General features: G+C 69.6%; 21 protein-coding genes. 9 read left to right on the forward strand and 12 right to left on the reverse strand.

The genetic code is table 11. The annotated features are described in order from the left end of the window. Positions 1 to 2: 2 nt before the first annotated feature. The 7 genes from ACQUQD_RS11840 (at position 3) to ACQUQD_RS11870 (ending at position 4,948) form a co-directional block, all read left to right on the forward strand. Entirely contained in the window at positions 3 to 329 is a 327-nt protein-coding gene (locus ACQUQD_RS11840) for a SpdD-like protein (protein ID WP_428952018.1), read from the forward strand. A gap of 91 nt (positions 330 to 420) precedes the next feature. Beyond that, positions 421 to 603: a hypothetical protein gene (locus ACQUQD_RS11845; protein ID WP_428952019.1), complete on the forward strand. Its 183-nt coding sequence runs from the start codon at positions 421 to 423 to the stop codon at positions 601 to 603. A gap of 7 nt (positions 604 to 610) precedes the next feature. Beyond that, a complete protein-coding gene (gene repSA / locus ACQUQD_RS11850) occupies positions 611 to 1,999 on the forward strand; it encodes a replication initiator protein RepSA (protein ID WP_428952020.1) in 1,389 nt (462 codons plus the stop codon). A 2-nt stretch (positions 2,000 to 2,001) separates the two neighbouring features. Then, on the forward strand, positions 2,002 to 2,199 hold the full coding sequence (locus ACQUQD_RS11855) for a helix-turn-helix transcriptional regulator (protein WP_338701022.1): 198 nt from the start codon (positions 2,002 to 2,004) through the stop codon (positions 2,197 to 2,199). Next, a complete protein-coding gene (locus tag ACQUQD_RS11860) occupies positions 2,199 to 3,425 on the forward strand; it encodes a tyrosine-type recombinase/integrase (protein ID WP_428952021.1) in 1,227 nt (408 codons plus the stop codon). Before ACQUQD_RS11855 ends, ACQUQD_RS11860 begins: the two co-directional genes overlap by 1 nt. 158 nt (positions 3,426 to 3,583) lie before the next feature. Next, positions 3,584 to 3,994, forward strand: coding sequence for a hypothetical protein (locus ACQUQD_RS11865; RefSeq protein ID WP_428952022.1), 411 nt, complete (start codon positions 3,584 to 3,586; stop codon positions 3,992 to 3,994). Between the two features lie 414 nt (positions 3,995 to 4,408). Beyond that, the gene (locus ACQUQD_RS11870; protein ID WP_428952023.1) at positions 4,409 to 4,948 is read left to right on the forward strand and encodes a hypothetical protein; all 540 of its coding nucleotides are present in this window, start codon (positions 4,409 to 4,411) and stop codon (positions 4,946 to 4,948) included. A 203-nt stretch (positions 4,949 to 5,151) separates the two neighbouring features. Here the strand turns inward: ACQUQD_RS11870 and ACQUQD_RS11875 are convergent, their stop codons facing one another. Then, positions 5,152 to 5,544, reverse strand: coding sequence for a hypothetical protein (locus tag ACQUQD_RS11875; protein ID WP_428952024.1), 393 nt, complete (start codon positions 5,542 to 5,544; stop codon positions 5,152 to 5,154). Positions 5,545 to 5,656: 112 nt separating this feature from the next. Between ACQUQD_RS11875 and ACQUQD_RS11880 the strand changes: the two genes are divergently transcribed. Continuing rightward, a complete protein-coding gene (locus ACQUQD_RS11880; RefSeq protein WP_428952025.1) occupies positions 5,657 to 6,085 on the forward strand; it encodes a hypothetical protein in 429 nt (142 codons plus the stop codon). 115 nt (positions 6,086 to 6,200) lie between these two features. Here ACQUQD_RS11880 and ACQUQD_RS11885 read toward each other — a convergent pair whose 3' ends face one another. The 5 genes from ACQUQD_RS11885 to rpsB form a co-directional block, all read right to left on the reverse strand. Then, positions 6,201 to 7,352 (reverse strand): phosphatidate cytidylyltransferase, encoded by a 1,152-nt coding sequence (locus tag ACQUQD_RS11885; protein ID WP_428952026.1) that lies wholly within the window; start codon positions 7,350 to 7,352, stop codon positions 6,201 to 6,203. A 32-nt stretch (positions 7,353 to 7,384) separates the two neighbouring features. Continuing rightward, positions 7,385 to 7,942 (reverse strand): ribosome recycling factor, encoded by a 558-nt coding sequence (gene frr / locus ACQUQD_RS11890; protein ID WP_428952027.1) that lies wholly within the window; start codon positions 7,940 to 7,942, stop codon positions 7,385 to 7,387. 156 nt (positions 7,943 to 8,098) lie between these two features. Then, a complete protein-coding gene (gene pyrH / locus ACQUQD_RS11895) occupies positions 8,099 to 8,869 on the reverse strand; it encodes a UMP kinase (RefSeq protein WP_428952028.1) in 771 nt (256 codons plus the stop codon). A 162-nt stretch (positions 8,870 to 9,031) separates the two neighbouring features. Next, on the reverse strand, positions 9,032 to 9,868 hold the full coding sequence (gene tsf, locus ACQUQD_RS11900; protein ID WP_428952029.1) for a translation elongation factor Ts: 837 nt from the start codon (positions 9,866 to 9,868) through the stop codon (positions 9,032 to 9,034). 117 nt (positions 9,869 to 9,985) lie between these two features. Further along, positions 9,986 to 10,879: a 30S ribosomal protein S2 gene (rpsB, locus tag ACQUQD_RS11905; RefSeq protein ID WP_428952030.1), complete on the reverse strand. Its 894-nt coding sequence runs from the start codon at positions 10,877 to 10,879 to the stop codon at positions 9,986 to 9,988. Positions 10,880 to 11,147: 268 nt separating this feature from the next. Here rpsB and ACQUQD_RS11910 point away from each other — a divergent pair, with 268 nt between their 5' ends. Then, on the forward strand, positions 11,148 to 11,690 hold the full coding sequence (locus ACQUQD_RS11910; protein ID WP_428952031.1) for a M23 family metallopeptidase: 543 nt from the start codon (positions 11,148 to 11,150) through the stop codon (positions 11,688 to 11,690). 45 nt (positions 11,691 to 11,735) lie between these two features. Here ACQUQD_RS11910 and ACQUQD_RS11915 read toward each other — a convergent pair whose 3' ends face one another. The 6 genes from ACQUQD_RS11915 to ACQUQD_RS11940 form a co-directional block, all read right to left on the reverse strand. After that, the gene (locus tag ACQUQD_RS11915) at positions 11,736 to 12,293 is read right to left on the reverse strand and encodes a TetR/AcrR family transcriptional regulator (RefSeq protein ID WP_428957528.1); all 558 of its coding nucleotides are present in this window, start codon (positions 12,291 to 12,293) and stop codon (positions 11,736 to 11,738) included. Between the two features lie 130 nt (positions 12,294 to 12,423). Beyond that, positions 12,424 to 13,266: an RNA polymerase sigma factor WhiG gene (gene whiG, locus ACQUQD_RS11920; RefSeq protein ID WP_428952032.1), complete on the reverse strand. Its 843-nt coding sequence runs from the start codon at positions 13,264 to 13,266 to the stop codon at positions 12,424 to 12,426. A gap of 361 nt (positions 13,267 to 13,627) precedes the next feature. Next, a complete protein-coding gene (gene dprA / locus ACQUQD_RS11925) occupies positions 13,628 to 14,809 on the reverse strand; it encodes a DNA-processing protein DprA (protein ID WP_428952033.1) in 1,182 nt (393 codons plus the stop codon). Next, the gene (locus tag ACQUQD_RS11930; RefSeq protein ID WP_428952034.1) at positions 14,806 to 16,425 is read right to left on the reverse strand and encodes a YifB family Mg chelatase-like AAA ATPase; all 1,620 of its coding nucleotides are present in this window, start codon (positions 16,423 to 16,425) and stop codon (positions 14,806 to 14,808) included. The genes dprA and ACQUQD_RS11930 overlap by 4 nt, the downstream gene beginning before the upstream one ends. Beyond that, positions 16,425 to 16,832 carry a YraN family protein gene (locus ACQUQD_RS11935; protein ID WP_428957529.1) on the reverse strand — a complete coding sequence of 136 codons (408 nt, stop codon included), beginning with the start codon at positions 16,830 to 16,832 and terminating at the stop codon, positions 16,425 to 16,427. The genes ACQUQD_RS11930 and ACQUQD_RS11935 overlap by 1 nt, the downstream gene beginning before the upstream one ends. Before the next feature lie 95 nt (positions 16,833 to 16,927). Beyond that, positions 16,928 to 17,236 carry a DUF2469 domain-containing protein gene (locus ACQUQD_RS11940; RefSeq protein WP_005311352.1) on the reverse strand — a complete coding sequence of 103 codons (309 nt, stop codon included), beginning with the start codon at positions 17,234 to 17,236 and terminating at the stop codon, positions 16,928 to 16,930. Between the last annotated feature and the right edge of the window lie 41 nt (positions 17,237 to 17,277).

Consider the following 17,277-nt stretch of genomic DNA (forward strand, 5'->3'; position numbering starts at 1 on the left):
CCGTGTTCACGCCGAAGATCCCGGTCAACGACCAGCCCACCGGCCAGATCATCCCGCTCGACACCAACGCCGTGGACGGCCACCAGCACGCCCCGGCCTGCAACTGCCAGCACCCGGCCCCCACCCCGGCCGCGACCAACCGCCCCACCGTGCAGCTCACCCCCGGCTCGGTCGCGCTGCTCGTCGGCGGCGGCACTGCGGGCGTCCTCGTGATCGGCGCCGTGCTGGTCTCCATGCTCCTCGCGGTCGCCATCACCGCCGGGTCGCTCGCCATCGTCGCGCTCGTCGTCCGCTCGCTCATCAACAGCGAGATCAAGAACCACCGCTGACCGGCCCCGGAGCGGTCTCAACCGCCAAGTCTCGCCCGCTCCGGAGCCGTGCCTCCTGCCCGAACCAACAGATCCGGAAGGAAGAACCATCATGGCCCAGCTCACCCCTGCCCGCGCACGCATCTGCTCCGACTGCGACGGCTTCCCCGTCGTCGCGATCACCACCGGTCTGCGCGACCGGGACGGCTTCCGCCAGACCCTCACCGCCACCTGCCGCACCTGCAACGGCCACGGCCACACCACCCGTGCCGTCCTCGCCCGCGCGGGCCGGTGACCGACCGATGACCGACACCGCCACCATGGCGGGCCTGGACCCGGCCACCCTCGCCGACGTGCTGAGGGTCGCCGGGTCCCCGGGCTTCGACCGCATCCAAGACCAGATCAAGCGCACCGGCGGCTGCTCCGACCCGATCCACCTCCAGGGCGCCACCGTCACCCGCGACCGCGCCACCGGCCAGGTCCTCTACAGCTACTCCACCGACACCGAACCGGGCGGACGGCTCCGGGTCGCCTGCGGCAACCGCCGCGCCTCACGCTGCCCCTCCTGCGCCTGGACCTACGCGGGCGACACCTACCACCTGATCCGCGCCGGACTCGTCGGCGACCCCGACAAGGGCACCCCACGCACCCTGCGCGAGCACCCCCGCGTCTTCGCCACCCTGACCGCTCCCAGCTTCGGCCCCGTTCACAACCGACCCAGCACCCGGCCGTGCCGCTGCGGAGCCCAACACCCGGAAGAAGCTGCCGAGTTGGGCACACCGCTCGACCCCGACACCTATGACTACGCGGGCTCGGTGCTGTGGAACAACCACGCCTCCGACCTGTGGCGCTACTTCACGATCTACCTGCGCCGCGAGATCGCCGCCCGCGCCGGACTCACTCAGAAGGCAGCCAAGGAACAGTCCCGGCTCTCCTTCGGGAAGGTCGCCGAGTACCAGAAGCGAGGCGCCATCCACTTCCACGCCGTCATCCGCTTCGACGGCTCAGACGGTCCCGACTCCCCTCCCCCACACTGGGCCACACTCGCGCTGCTGACCGACGCGATCCGCGCTGCAGCTGCTCGCGTCCGCGTCGACCTGGACGCCTCCGGCGACCACCCCGCCCGCGTCTTCTGCTGGGGCGACCGGCTCGACGTCCAGCCCATCAAGGCCTTCGGCGACGGCTCCGAGGTCACCGAACAGGCCGTGGCCTCCTACGTCGCCAAGTACGCCACCAAGGCCGCCGAGACCACCGGCACAGTCGACCGCCGCATCGGCAACAAGGAAGCCCTGGTCCTCCTGGACGTGCCCGACCACCCGCGCCGTCTGATCGAGACCTGCCTCGACCTGCACGCCGCCTACCCGGACCGCAAGCTCCGCGACTGGGCCCACATGCTCGGCTTCCGCGGCCACTTCTCCACCAAATCCCGCCGCTTCTCCACCACCCTCGGCGCCCTCCGCCAGGTCCGCGCCGACTACCGCGCCGCCCAACACCGCGCCTCCCTCGGCCTGCCCGACCCCGACGAAATCCCCGAGGAGACCACGCTCACCCTCGCGCACTGGGCCTACGCGGGACATGGCCACTCCCCTGGTGAGTCCTGGTTCGCCGCCAACATCCGCCGCGATATCCAAATGAACCGCGAGACAGCACGCGAGGCACTTGCAGACCTGGCAGACGAGAAGGAGTGGTGACTATGCAGCACGCCTTGCCCGACCGCTACATGACCCCTGTTGACGTCGCCGAACTCCTGGGCGTCTCGGTCGAGACCGTCTACCAGTGGCGTCGCAAGCGCACGGGTCCGAAGGGATTCCGCGTCGGCCGGCACCTTCGTTTCGACCCCGCCGACGTCCGCGCCTGGGTCGGTTCCCTCATGGAAGGAGCCGCCGCCTGATGGCCGGACACATCCAAGACCGCTGGTTCAAGGTCGAGCCCGGCCAGGACGGCAAGCCCGTCAAGGTCAAGAGCGACCGCTACGGCGTCGGTCTCCGCTATCGCGCCCGCTACATCGGGCCGGACGGATCCGAGAAGTCCAAGAGCTTTCCGGACCGGCAGAAGCGGCTCGCGGAGCAATGGCTGATCGACATTGCTTCGGACATGTCTCGCGGCAACTACGTCGATCCTCGCGCCGCTCGGATCACCTTCAAGAAGTACGCCGAGAAGTGGCTCACGGCGCACACCGCTGACGTGTCGAGCCAGATCGTCACGGAGCAGCGGCTTCGACTGCACGCGTTCCCGGTGATCGGCACACGCCCGCTGGACTCGTTCCGCCCCGAGCACATCCGCCAGCTCGCCAGCGCCCTGGAGGCCAACCCGGCAGTGAGCGGCGCCTACGCGCGCAACATCTACGGCGACGTTCGTGCCGTGCTGAGCGCAGCCGTGGACGACGGTCTCCTGTCCCGGAACCCGTGCTCTGCGAAGTCCGTCCGCCCGCCGACTGCTGAGCGGCGGCGCGTCGTTCCATGGCTGCCCACGCAGGTGCAGGCCGTTCGCGCAGCGCTCCCCCAGCGCTACCGGACCATGGTGGACACGGGCGCCGGGTGCGGCCTCCGTCAGGGCGAGATCGTCGGACTTGCTGAAGACGCAATCGACTTCGATGCCGGCATCCTGCGCGTGGTCCGTCAGGTGAAGCTCATCCGGGGCAAGGCCGTGTTCGCCCCGCCGAAGTGCGGCAAGGAGCGTGACGTCCCGCTGCCGTCGTACGTCGCTGAGGCGCTGCGCATCCACTTGGACGTCTTCAAGCCGGTTGAGATCACGCTGCCGTGGCGGAAGCCGGACGGCCCGAAGGTGACGGCTCGTCTCCTGTTCACGAACGCCGCGAACGGGATCGTGTGGCGCAGCAACTTCAACGTCCAGGACTGGAAGCCTGCTCTCGCGCTCGCTGGCCTCATCCCGGACGCCGGGCCCGACGGCAAGTACGAGTCGGCCCGCGAGCACGGCATGCACGCGCTGAGGCACTTCTACGCGTCCGTCCTCCTGGACGCCGGGGAGAGCATCAAGGCCGTGAGCCAGTACCTGGGGCACACCGACCCGGCGCTGACGCTGCGGGTGTACGCCCACCTCATGCCGACAAGCCAGGAACGCACCAGGCGGGTCATCGACGACGCGATGCGTCGCTGAGCGCCCGTCAACGACCGCCGGTTCAGGAGACGAAGGGCTGGGAAGGCTGTGCACCTCGCATGGAACATGTCTGTACGCGATCACGGACTCGGGGGAACATGTCGAACATTGCCTTCCCAGCGGATCACTCGGACTTCGATGGACCAGAAGACCGGAGGATGCAGTACATATCCGCGTTGACGGAGCTAACGAGCGAGGACGCACGCCACGTCACGACCTATATGACGGTCTCACTTACTGCGGTCGTGATCACCCTGACACAGCTGCCGTTCGAGCGATTGCTGGGCATGCCACTCGCCATGAGAACAGTCCTGGTTGTCGGTATCGTCGTAGCGCTCAGCGGTAGCGCCCTGTTCTTCCGATACGTGCAGGGCGTGCATCGGGCCCGTATCGCGATCACCCGGTGTCTCGCCTCAGGCAACGCCCGCCGCGCCTACGAACTCTGGACGGGACAGCAAGGGGTGTGGGCAAAAGGCGGGAAGGCGTACACCTGGGGGGCGCGCCTGACCTTGTGCGGCCATGCGCTCGTTGCCTTCACCGTCGTCTACCTGCTCCTACACGGGAAATAGCTGACCACAGCTGAGGCCGGTGGGGGAGGGCCGCGTCCAGCTCTGACGGCCCAGACACGGCCCAGTAACCCAAAAGAGGCCCCTGATCCGCGCCAAACGCGCAGGTCGGGGGCCTTTTTGATGCCGGATCACTGCCAGTTCTCCGGGCTTAGGCATGGCTGTACCAGTGTCGCAGATCAGATGGCCTGACCTGCTGTCGTCGCTTCCGCAAGGGGTCATCGACGGCCGTTGAAGGCGCACTCGGCTTCTCTCGGACGGCCCGCAGACAGCCCGGGGCACCCCTAAAGCACGAGATCAGAGCGCATGGACGGGGCCAATCGGGCACGCTGAGAGCAGTCGCCAGCAGCCGAGTCCTCGGCCTCACTGACAGCCAAACGAGTTAGCGGATATCGGACATCGGGGTAACACTCACCGATGGACTGGATATCACCAGTGAGCACCTTGGCAGGGGCTGTGGTCGGCGTGGGGTCCGCGCTGGTCGCCGACCGCATCCGATGGCGTCGCGATCAGGTGAGGGAAGCGGCACAGACACGCAGAGCCGTGTACTCGGAGTTCCTGATGGCACTGAGCAGCGGCCACTCGACCTTGCGGAGCGTGGTTCTGCAACCCGACCACCCGTCCGGCGATGCCCTTTACGGCGCGCTTCATCAAGCTCTCGACAGCGCAGGCATCTGGCGCCTGAGACAGAATCTCTCACTCACCGCCCCCGCCGAGATCATCGTGCTCGCCGAGAAGACGTGTGACGCCTTGGCGATGATGCGGGACCGACTCGTCGAGGAGCCTGACATCCGGAGCAGCGCCTACCGGGTCTGCCGCGCAGATCTCTGGCGGGAGAACGCCCGCCTGCGTGAGGTGATGCGAAAGGACCTGGGTATGGACGGCCCTCCCGACCCCGAAGTGGGCCAGTACCGTCTGTCGGACCAGCGCAGGTCCCGGACAGATGCCTGGCCCTGACGAAGCAGCCGAGGCGTGCGCGGCTGTCGGGACGCCTGCCTGCTACTGCGCGGGAAGTACTACCGCACAGGGCTCTCGATCCGCACCCAGCACGCAGTTCAGGGCCTTTGATATCGGATCCTGTCCGTTCCGCAGGACCAGGCATGGCTCTACCGGCCTCACAGAGGGAACCGCCGGCCCGTCGGCCAGGACGCCGGCCCGGTTCAGTCGAGACTCGCCCCGCGCAGGAACCCTGCCGTCCGCGGGGAGAACGTGATCCGGGCGCCCTCCCCGAGCACGGAGCGCAGGCCCTGGGCCACGTCGGGGTCCGGCTGCCCGAAGACCTCGAAGCGGTCGACGCTGCAGTGCTTCATCACGTCCTGGATGTAGGGGTCGGAGAGTGCCCAGTGGGCGCGGACGGCATCGGAGTCCTGGTAGAGCTGGAAGCTGTGCGCGAGCATCCGGCTCTCGTCGATGAACGTCTGCACCATCAGCTGCGGTCCGTGCCGCTGGGCGAAGTCCACCGCGTTCGCGATGGCCTCACGGAACTCGACCACATGGCCTTCGGTGATGCGCATCGTGTTACGGAAGAGCAGAACGCTGTCCTGTGTCGTCATGCCGTCATCGTCGTACCTCAACCTTGATTGAGGTCAACAGTCGGGACTTTCGCCGGCGCAGACAGGGCCAGTGGCCGCCCCCGCCAGCCGCGGCCGCGCCAAGACTCCAAGAGTGAACACACGAGCCCTTCTGCGCGCCCTCCTGCACCGCTTCGTGTCGAGCGTGGCCTGGTTCTTGACCGCCGTGGCCGCCTACGTCCTGAGCCACCTCGTCGTAGGGGCCGCGATCGGGCTGCTCGCTCCGGACGCCTTCGGAGGGGAGAGCGACGGCTACGGGCAAGGCGCTCTGTACACGATGGGAACCGTCTGGGCGGTAGCCGCGATGTGCCTGTGCTGGACCGGACCCATGTTCATGATCATCGCGAGCCTCAAGGACCTCACCAGGACGGCCCGCGTCCGCGCCGTCGCCTACGGACTGATCAGCATCCCGGTTCTGGCCTTTCTCGGCTGGGCGCCCGGGTTGGTCTTCAGCATGCTGCTGGCCAACCTCATGACGGTCCTCCTCCTGCGCCTGCCTCGGCGGCAGCCCCCGCCGGCGTGACCAGCCCCCGCCCCGCCCACCCACGGCCGCGCGCCACCGGCTCCGCACGACGACGAGCCCCCACCCGAAGGGCGAGGGCTCGTGTCGAATCGGCGAGAGCCGTCGGCTCAGCCGCTCAGGACCCCACGAACAGCACCAGCAGCAACCACACCACCGGCGCGGTCGGCAGCAAGGAGTCGAGGCGGTCCATGATGCCCCCGTGGCCGGGGAGCAGCGTGCCCATGTCCTTGATGCCGAGGTCCCGCTTGATCATGGACTCGCCCAGGTCACCGAGGGTGGCGCTGGCGGCGACGCAGACGCCGAGGACCAGGCCCTGCCACCACGTGCCGTCGTCCACCAGGAACTGCATGCACAGCACGCCCGCCACCATCGCGAACGTCACCGCGCCGACCAGGCCCTCGCGGGTCTTGCCGGGGCTGATGCGCGGCGCGAGCTTGTGCTTGCCGAATCGCCAGCCGACGGCGTACGCGCCGGTGTCGCTGACCACGGTCAGGATCAGGAACGTCAGTACGCGCCACGCCCCGTCGTCCGCGGTGAGCATCATCGCCACGAACGTCGCGAGGAACGGCACGTAGAACGCGGCGAAGACCCCCGCCGTGACGTCCTTCAGATAGCCCTCGGGCGGCTCGGTCATCCGCCACACCAGGACGGCGAGGGCGGTCAGCGCCATCGCCACCCAGGCACCCTCGGCCCCGCGGACGTATCCGGCGACCACCATCGCCGCACCGCCGACGGCGAGCGGCACGAGCGGGGCCTTGATGGCCTTGCGCTCCTCCAGCCGCGAGGTCAGCTCCCACAGGCCGACGACGACGGCGACCGCTATCACGCCGACGAACACGGCCTTGACGACGAACAACGACGCGACGATCACCGCACCGAGTCCGACACCGACCCCTATGGCCGCCCCGAGGTCCCGGCCCGCGCTCTTCTTCTGCTTCGGCAGGGGCTCCTGCGGCGCGGCGGGGGCGGGCTGCGGTGCTGCGCTGGGCATGGGCTCCTGCGGCGTCTCGTCGCGGAACAGGGGACCACTCAGCCGAGCGGCCCCCCGGTCGTCCTGGTCACCGCCACCGGCGGGCACATCAGGCATATCGGGCACGATGGGCATGGGCCGAGTCTCCTCAACCGCGTGCCGTTCGTACGCGGGACCCGCCGGAGCACGCCCCTGGTCGTACGAGGGGCCCTGACCGTACGCGGGCCCCTGGCCCTGATCGGCGGGGCCCCAGTACCCGGGCCCGGTCTGCGGCGCCCCCCAGGAAGAGTCGTTCACGGATTCCTCGAACCTCGATGTTCCGCGCTCGCTCAGACTTCGAGCAGCTCGGCTTCCTTGTGCTTGAGCAGCTCGTCCACCTGGGCCACGTACTTGGCGGTGGTGTCGTCCAGTTCCTTCTCGCCGCGACGGCCCTCGTCCTCGCCGATCTCGCCGTCCTTGACCGCCTTGTCGATGGCGTCCTTGGCCTTGCGGCGGACCGAACGGATGGACACCTTGCTGTCCTCCGCCTTGTTCTTGGCGACCTTGATGTAGTCGCGGCGGCGCTCCTCGGTGAGCTCGGGGAACGTCACACGAATGATGTTGCCGTCGTTGCTCGGGTTGACGCCCAGGTCGGAGTCGCGGATCGCCTGCTCGATGTTGCGCAGCGCGCTCTTGTCGAACGGGGTCACCACGGCCATCCGCGGCTCGGGCACCGAGAACGAGGCCAGCTGGTTGATCGGCGTCAGCGCGCCGTAGTAGTCGGCCACGATCTTGTTGAACATCGCCGGGTGCGCACGACCGGTGCGGATCGCGGCGAAGTCCTCCTTGGCGACCACGACGGCCTTCTCCATCTTTTCCTCGGCCTCGAGGAGGGTCTCTTCGATCACCACTTGCTCCTGCGTGTCTTGAGTGAGGCCCGGCTTGCACGGGGCGGCCGGCTGCGTCGCGTGTCTATTTCCCGCGCGGTTTCCTGCGGTGTCCTTGCACGGTGTCCGACCGGCAGGACATTGTCCATCCCTCGCGAGGTGGTACGGACATGAGGGTCAGGCGCGGGTGCCCTGGTCACCCACGAGCGTCCCGATCTTCTCACCCTTGACGGCCCGGGCGATATTGCCGGACGTCAGCAGCTCGAAGACGAGAATGGGGAGCTTGTTGTCCCGGCACAGGGTGATCGCGGTCATGTCGGCGACCTTGAGGTCGCGGGTGATGACCTCGCTGTAGCTGAGCGCGTCGAACTTCACGGCCCCGGGGTTCGTCTTCGGGTCCGAGTCGTAGACACCGTCCACGCCGTTCTTGCCCATGAGCAGCGCCTCGGCGTCGATCTCCAGGGCACGCTGCGCGGCGGTGGTGTCGGTGGAGAAGTACGGCATGCCCATACCGGCGCCGAAGATCACGACGCGGCCCTTCTCCAGGTGGCGCACGGCGCGCAGCGGGATGTAGGGCTCGGCGACCTGGCCCATCGTGATGGCGGTCTGCACGCGGCTGTCGATGCCCTCCTTCTCCAGGAAGTCCTGGAGGGCGAGGCAGTTCATGACGGTGCCGAGCATGCCCATGTAGTCGGAGCGGGCCCGGTCCATGCCGCGCTGCTGCAGCTCGGCGCCGCGGAAGAAGTTGCCGCCGCCGATGACGACGGCGATCTGCGCCCCGTCGCGGACGACCGCCGCGATCTCACGGGCGATGGCGTGCACCACATCGGGGTCGACACCCAGACCCCCGCCCCCGGCGAACGCCTCGCCGGAAAGCTTCAGCAGAAAGCGGCCAGTGCCTTTGCCGTCGTCGCTCTTGTCGCCGTTGTCGGCCTGGGTGGTGGTCATGGAGTTCTCCTCGTGGTGCACATACGAAGAAGGCCACTGCCGATGGGGTGTTCGCATCCCATGCGCGGCAATGGCCTCCTCGTCACATCTGCGGTCGTCCGGCACGTTCCCGGGCGACTGCTGTCGACCCTAGCGGGGTCTCGCGGCTGTCGCGGTACGGACTCAGATGCCGACCTTGATGCGCGAGAAGCGCTTCAGGGTGACACCGGCCTCCTGGAGCACCTTCTCGACGGACTTCTTGTTGTCGAGGGCGTACGGCTGACCGAGCAGCGTCGCCTCCTTGAAGAAGCCGTTGACGCGACCCTCGACGATCTTCGGGAGCGCGGCCTCGGGCTTGCCCTCGGCGCGGGTGGTCTCCTCGGCGACGCGGCGCTCGGACTCGACGACCTCGGCCGGGACGTCCTCACGGGAGAGGTACTTCGGCGCGAAGGCGGCGATGTGCTGCGCGACACCCTTGGCGAGGTCGGCGTCGGCCTTGTCCAGCTCGACCAGAACACCGATCTGCGGGGGCAGGTCGGGCATGGTGCGGTGCATGTAGGCGGTGACGTAGGCGCCGGAGAACTGCGCGAAGCGGTCCAGGACGATCTTCTCGCCGAGGTTGGCGTTGGCCTCGTCGACGAACGCCTGGACGGTCTTGCCGGCCTCGATCTCGGAGGCGAGCAGCGCCTCGAGGTCGGCCGGGCTCGTCTTGGCGACGTGGGCGGCCAGCTGGTTGGCGACCGACTGGAACTTCTCGCCCTTGGCGACGAAGTCCGTCTCGCACTTCAGCTCGACGATGACACCGGAGGTGTTGTCGTCGGCGATGAGGGAGACGACGGCACCGTTCTCGGCGGAGCGGCCCTCGCGCTTGGCGACGCCCTTCTGGCCCTTGATGCGGAGCGCCTCGACGGCCTTGTCGACCTGGCCGTCGGCCTCGTCGAGCGCCTTCTTGCAGTCCATCATGCCGGCGCCCGTGAGCTCGCGGAGCTTCTTGACGTCAGCGGCGGTGTAGTTCGCCATGATCCTGGTTTTCTCTCTACGAAGTCTGAAGACGAAGGTCACGGGTGAACGGCGGGGGCCGAAGCGGCCCCCGCCGTCACCTCGTGAAACCGGTGTTGAAGCCGGTACCCGTGCGGGTCAGGCCTGCTCGGCGTCCGCGGCCGGAGCCTCGGCGGCGGGCGCCTCGGCAGCGGGGGCCTCGGCGGCAGCAGCCTCGGCGGCCGGGGCCTCCTCAGCCTTCTCGTCGGCCTTCTTCTCACCCTCGAGCAGGTCGCGCTCCCACTCGGCGAGCGGCTCGCCCTGGGCCTTCTCGCCCGGCTTCTGGTCGCCCGTGGCGACGCCGGAACGGGCGATGAGGCCCTCGGCGACGGCGTCGGCGATCACGCGGGTGAGCAGGGTGACGGAGCGGATCGCGTCGTCGTTGCCCGGGATCTTGTAGTCGACCTCGTCGGGGTCGCAGTTGGTGTCGAGGATCGCGACGACCGGAATGTTGAGCTTCCGGGCCTCACCAACGGCGATGTGCTCCTTCTTGGTGTCCACGATCCAGACGGCGCTGGGAACCTTGGACATCTCGCGGATACCGCCGAGGGTCTTCTCCAGCTTGGCCTTCTCGCGCGAGAGCACGAGAAGCTCCTTCTTGGTCAGACCGGACGCGGCGACGTCCTCGAAGTCGATCTGCTCGAGCTCCTTGAGGCGCTGCAGACGCTTGTAGACGGTCGAGAAGTTGGTGAGCATGCCGCCCAGCCAGCGCTGGTTGACGAAAGGCATGCCGACGCGGGTCGCCTGCTCGGCGATCGCCTCCTGCGCCTGCTTCTTCGTACCGACGAACATGACCGTGCCGCCGTGGGCAACGGTCTCCTTGACGAACTCGTAGGCGCGGTCGATGTACGACAGCGACTGGAGAAGGTCGATGATGTAGATGCCGTTGCGCTCCGTGAAGATGAAGCGCTTCATCTTCGGGTTCCAACGACGGGTCTGGTGACCGAAGTGGACGCCGCTTTCCAGCAGCTCCCGCATCGTGACGACGGCCATGGCCGTACTCCTTGTGTGTTCTCGGTTGTGTCCTGACGCCCCGCTGCGCGCCTGCCGCGTACGTGAGTACGGGACCGAAGGACGCTGACACGAAGCCGGTGAGGCTCGGTGCCGGGGCGTGCGAAGTCGATCCGGTGGCCCGGATCGCCACATGAAGTGTACGGGACCCGCGAGGTACGGGGTGACGCCGCTGTCCACAACCGCCCGGTAGTCCACGTTTCCCGGCCATGATCCCCCGGAACCGGCCGGGCCCGGGATCGTCTGAGCCATGCGAAAACTACTCTGTGTGACGTTCACCCTGCTCGTGTGCGCGCTGCCCGATCGCGCGCTCGCGGCAGGCTCACGGTTCTGGCCCGTGGGCGACCACCCGGCGGTGGTCCGCCCCTGGTCCCCGCCCGCGACTCCCTACGGTCCGGGCCATCGCGGGGTCGACCTGTCCGCCCCGATCGGCGCTCCGGTCCGCGCGGTCGCGGCCGGCCGGGTCTCCTTCACGGGCGAGGTGGCGGGCCGGGGCGTGGTCTCGGTGGAACTGTCGGGCACCGGGGACCCGCCTGTGCGCACGACGTACGAGCCCGTGACGGCGACGGTCGAGAAGGGCACGGAGGTGGCTCCGGGCAACCCGATCGGCGTTCTGCAACTCCCGACGGGCCACTGCCCGCCCTCGTCCCCGTCGTGCCTGCACTGGGGCCTGCTGAGAGGCGATACGTACCTGGACCCGCTGTCCCTGCTGGATCCGTCACTCCTGCGCCGGGCGCCGGCGCGGCTGCTGCCCGTGTGGGGGTGGCCTCTCGGGAACATTCGCCCCTGGTAACCGGATCAGGAGCCGGTGGCGATCCCCGTCGCCGCACGGCCGGGGTCAGCCCTGGACGCCCCGCAGCGCCATCCCGACGGCCGCGTCCACGATCACGCCCGGATCCTCCGCGGCTCCCAGCTCGATGCGCCGGACCGCCGCGTCCACCACGCCCTGCAGCAGCATCGCGGCGAGCCGGGGCTGCTCGTGCCCCATCTCGCCGAGCGCCTCGACGATCATCGCGACGAGCCCGCCGTGCGCGGCCCGGATCTTCTCCCGGGCCCCCGCGTCCAGCTCGCTCGCCGAGATGGCCACCACGGCCCGGTGCCGCCGGTCCCCGACCAGGGCGAGCTGCTCCCGGACATACGCCTCGACCTTGCCCTCAGGCGTCGCCGCCCGCGCCATCCCGGCCTCGACCTCGGCCGCCCACACCGGGAAGTCGACCGCGCACAGCTCCTCGACGACCGCCGCACGGGACTTGAAGTACTCGTAGACGGACGAGCGCGCGAGCCCCGTCCGCTCGGCCAGCGCGGGGAACGTCAGCGCCTCCGTCCCGCCCTCGGACAGCAGGGAACGCGCCGCGTCCAGAAGGGCGCCGCGCTGCATCGACCGGTGCTCGGCCACAGAGGCCGCTCGAATCCTTGGCACGTCTCCACTTTACGGACGCGCCGCCCAGGACGGGAGTCGCACCGGCCACCCCGTCCCGCCGACACCCGGCAGGGACGATTCACCACTACCAGCGCTCCAGAGCTCCTCAGCGACCGAAACTGGCCAGCTTCGCCCGCAGCTGCAGCACCGACTTCGTGTGGATCTGGCTGACCCGGCTCTCCGTGACCCCGAGCACGTTGCCGATCTCGGCCAGGGTCAGGCCCTCGTAGTAGTAGAGCGTCACCACGGTCTTCTCCCGCTCCGGCAACGTGTTGATCGCCCGCGCCAGAAACCGTCGCAGCTCCCGGTCCTCGGCGACCTCCACCGGATTGTCCGCCGCATGGTCCTCGAGGGTGTCCATGAGGCTGAGCCGATCCCCGCCACCCTCGCCCCCGACGTGCAGCAGCTCCTCCAGCGCCACCACGTTCGCCAGCGACAACTGGCTGAAAACGGCGTGCAGTTCCTCCAGCGCGACGCCCATCTCCTCGGCGACCTCGCTCTCCGAGGGACTGCGCCGCAGCTTGGCCTCCAGGGTCGCGTAGGCCCGCTCCACGTTGCGCGCCTTCTGCCGCACGGACCGCGGGATCCAGTCCAGCGCCCGCAGCTCGTCGATCATCGCGCCCCGGATCCGGGTGATCGCGTACGTCTCGAACTTGATCTCCCGCTCGATGTCGAACTTCTCGATCGCGTCGATCAGCCCGAACACCCCGGACGAGACGAAGTCGGCCTGCTCGACATTGGGCGGAAGCCCCACGCTGACCCGGCCGGCGACGTACTTCACGAGCGGCGAGTAGTGCAGGATCAGCTGCTCGCGCAGCCGCTCGTCGCCGGTCGCCTTGTACGACCTCCACAGCTCCTCGAGGGAGGAGGGAGCCGGAGGCCGCACGCTGGAGCCGCGGGCCGCGGGAGGGACCGCCGCCCGGTCGGATCCGGAGGTGTGCTGTGGCATGCGCCGCCTTGTGCCGTTCTGCTGCTGACCGAGCGAATCGGAGAGGGAGTCGGGGAGAGTGACCGAGGTTGTGGTCGCGGTGATCGCTTTACTGGTGAAGATGCCGTGTTGCCCGTCTGATGGTGACTGGTGTCGAACCGCCTGCCTGATTGCGGATTGAGGTATCGAACCCGAATCCTGGTGAGCGTAGCGTGACTGGAGTGTCGCGGTGAGCGAAGGGTATGGGATCGTACGCGCGCAGATACGTTCCGTTGGGGGACTTGCGCGAGCGCTTCTGTTGCCCTACGCGATCGGGGCGAATCGTCAACTACCGGAACTGCCAAGGCCGTCGAGGGTCATCCGGACGGCGGAACCCTCCGCGTCAGGAATGTCCCCCGTCCGAAAAGTCCGAGCGGATCGCCTGGCGTGTCAACTGCCAGCCGTCGCCGTGTCGTTCGACGAACCCCAATGAGCGCAGTTCGTACAGCCTCCCGATCGTGTCGTCCACACCGGCCGCGGCCTCCCGGCCGATCTCCGCCGCGGTGCGCGCCCCTTGCGCGGGGAGCGCGGCCAGCACCCGCGCCGTGGCCGGCGGCAGCAGATCGCGCGGCAGCACGGGCCCACGACGCTCCGGCGCCAGCTCCCCCATCTCCCCGACCAGCTCGACGACTTCCGCGGCATCGGTGACCAGCACACCCTCCTTGCGCAGCAGTTCATGCACTCCCGCCGAGACGCCGCTGGTCACCGGGCCCGGCACCCCCATCGCGTGCCGCCCCAGGCGCTGCGCCCAACGGGCCGTGCCCAGCGCACCGCTGCGGTACGCCGCCTCGACGACGACCGTGCCTCTGGTGAGCGCGGCGATCACCCGGTTCCGCTGGATGAAGCGGCTGGGCGTCGGATGATCGCCCGGCGGCAACTCGCCGATCACGAGCCCCTGTTCCGCGACCCGGTCGATCAACTGGGCGTGGCCGCGCGGATAGACGCGATCGACACCGCAGGCGAGAACGGCGACGGTGGCCCCGGCGGCGCCCAGCGCCCCGCGGTGCGCCGCCGCGTCGACCCCGTACGCGCCGCCGGAGACGACGACCCACCCGCGCTCCGCCAGCCCGGCCCCGAGACTGGCGCCCATCCGTACCCCGTAGTCCGTGCACGCCCGCGCGCCGACCACGGCCACCGAGCGCAGCGCCCACATCCGCAGGCTCGCCCCGCCCCGCACCCACAGCCCGACCGGCCGGGCGTCCCCCAGGTCGTCCAGCTGCCCCGGCCATTCGGCGTCGCCCGGGCACACGAACCGCGCCCCGAACTGCTCCGCCCGAGCCAAATCCCGCTCCGGAGGAGGCGCTTCGCGGGACCGCGCGACCAGTCCGGCCCAGCGCTCGGCCCGCACCCCCGGCAACGGGAGCGGCTCGCCCGTGCCCTCATCGGCCTCGTCGATCCGCCGCACGGTCTCCACGGCCCCGAACTCCCTGAGCCAGCGTCCCGCCACGTCCCAGCCCGGCTCGACGATCCGGGTCAGCCGGGCCCGCGCCAGCCGCACCGCCTCCGGGGCGCCCGGCGCCGTCACGCGTCGGCCCCGATCGTCATCGGCACCCCGCGCGAGATCCCGGTCCGCAGTTGCAGCGCGAGCGCCACGTCCTGGGCGAAGGGCCGGTCCCGTCCCGCGAGGTCGGCCACGGTCCAGGCCACCCGCAGCACCCGGTCGAGCCCGCGGGCGGTCAGGAAACCGCGCTCCAGATCCAGCTCGGCCTCGTCCAGGGCGCCGGGTGCCGCGGGCCAGCGTGTGCGCAGCGCATGGCCCGGGACCTCGCTGTTGGCCCGCCAGGGAGTGTCCGCGAACCGTGCCGCCGACCTCTCCCGGGCCGCCCGCACCCGATCGGCGACGGTCTGGGTGCTCTCACCCCGCGGCCCGTACCCGGACAGTTCGTTACGCGTGACGGGGTCCACCTCGACCCGCAGATCGACCCGGTCGAGAAGGGGTCCGGAGAGCCGTGCCTGGTAGCGCCGCACGGTGGCCGGCGGGCAGTCGCACTCACCGCCCAGGGCCCGGTACTGCCCACAGGGACAGGGGTTCGCGGCGAGCGCCAGCAAGAAGCGCGCGGGCAGCCGCACCACCCCGGCGCTGCGGGCGATCACCACGTGCCCCGCTTCGAGAGGTTGGCGCAGAGCGTCGAGGGCCTGGCCGCTGAACTCGGGCGCCTCGTCCATGAACAGCACGCCTCTGTGCGACAACGACACCGCCCCGGGCCGCGCCACCCCCGGCCCGCCGCCGACGAGGGACTGCATGGTCGCCGAGTGGTGCGGTGCGCAGTAGGGCGCGGTGTCGATCATCGACTTGCCCGGCGGCAGCATGCCGGCCACCGAGTGGATCGCGGTGACCTCCAGGGACTCCGCGCGGGTGAGCGGCGGCAGGATGGCCGGCAGCCGTTCGGCGAGCATCGTCTTGCCCGCGCCCGGCGGGCCCGAGAGCATCACGTGGTGCCCGCCCGCCGCGGCGACCTCGATCGCGGTGCGGGCCGACAGCTGCCCGACGACATCGGCCAGATCGAGCCCGTGGCCGTCATGCAGCGGTCCGCCGAGCCCTGTGCCCGCGCCGCTGCCCGGCATGCTCAGCCCGGCGAGCATCTGATCGGGGCGTCCGCGCTCCTGCGGGTCCTCGTCGGGCACCGGCTCGTCGGTGAGCACCGCGATGAGCTGGCGCAGGCTGCGGACGCCGAGCACGGAGACGCCGGGCACGAGAGTCGCCTCGCCCATCGTGGACTCGGGGATGACGACCTGCTCGTACCCCGCGTCTGCCGCGGCGAGGACGGCCGGGAGGACGCCCCGCACCGGGCGCACCCGCCCGTCGAGCCCCAGCTCTCCGATCATCACGATGTCGGCGAGGACTCGTGGATCGATCCGCTCGGCCGCGCCCAGCACGGCGCAGGCGACAGCGAGATCGAAACCGCTTCCCCCCTTGGGCACGGACGCCGGGCTGAGGCCCACCGTGAGCTTCTTCTGCGGCCAGTCCGCGCCGGAGTTGACCACAGCCGCCCTGACCCGGTCGCGGCTCTCGACGAGGCTCTTGTCGGGCAGGCCGACGAGCGTGAACGCGGCGATGCCCGGCTCCAGGTCCGCCTGGACCTCGACGACGACACCCTCGACGCCCACCAGGGCCACGGAACACGTACGCGCGAATCCCATCAGGACACCCCCCGCACGTGCTCGACGAGCGGAGCCCCGCGCTCCGGCAGCAGGACGCCGACCAGATCGATCCTGACGCCGCCGGGTGGCGCTCCCCCGTGCTCCTGCGCCCAGCGCTCCGCCAGCTCGTGCAGCCGTCGGGCCTTGGCCGGGGTGATCGCGGCCATCGGGTGCTCGAAGGCCCCGCCCGCCCTGCCGCGCCCCCGGCGGGTCTTCACCTCGCACACGACGATCGCGTCGCCGTCCCGCGCCACGATGTCGATCTCGCCCGTACGGCCCGCGCGCCAGTTCCGCGCGAGCACCGTCATCCCGGCGTCGGTCAGCCGCCTCGCGGCCAGGTCTTCGCCGTACTTCCCCATTGCGCCCCGTGCGTTCACGTCGGCACCACCTCCGACGCCCACGCTGATGCACGGCCGCACACGAAGTGGATCTTGGTGAACTACTTACGGGTTGTGGAAAACCTCGTCACCCGCCGGGGCGGCGGGCAGGCCGGAAAGCCGGCTCAGCTGCCCGGAAGCTCCAGATCGCTCTTGTTGAGCTCCTCGATGTTCACGTCCTTGAACGTGAGGACGCGCACCTGCTTCACGAACCGCGCCGGTCGGTACATGTCCCAGACCCACGCGTCCGCCATCGACACCTCGAAGAACACCTCGCCCTGGACCGAGTGCACCTGCATCTCGTAGTCGTTGGTGAGGTAGAAACGCCGCTCGGTCTCGATCACGTATTTGAACAGACCGACGACATCGCGGTACTCCCGGTAGAGCTTCAGCTCCATCTCGGTCTCGTACTTCTCGAGGTCCTCGGCGCTCATGGCATGTTCCCCTTCAGCCGTGCGTCCCCCTATTGTGCGCC

The organism is Streptomyces sp. cg35, from assembly GCF_050410835.1.
In the GTDB taxonomy this organism is placed as follows: Bacteria; Actinomycetota; Actinomycetes; order Streptomycetales; family Streptomycetaceae; genus Streptomyces.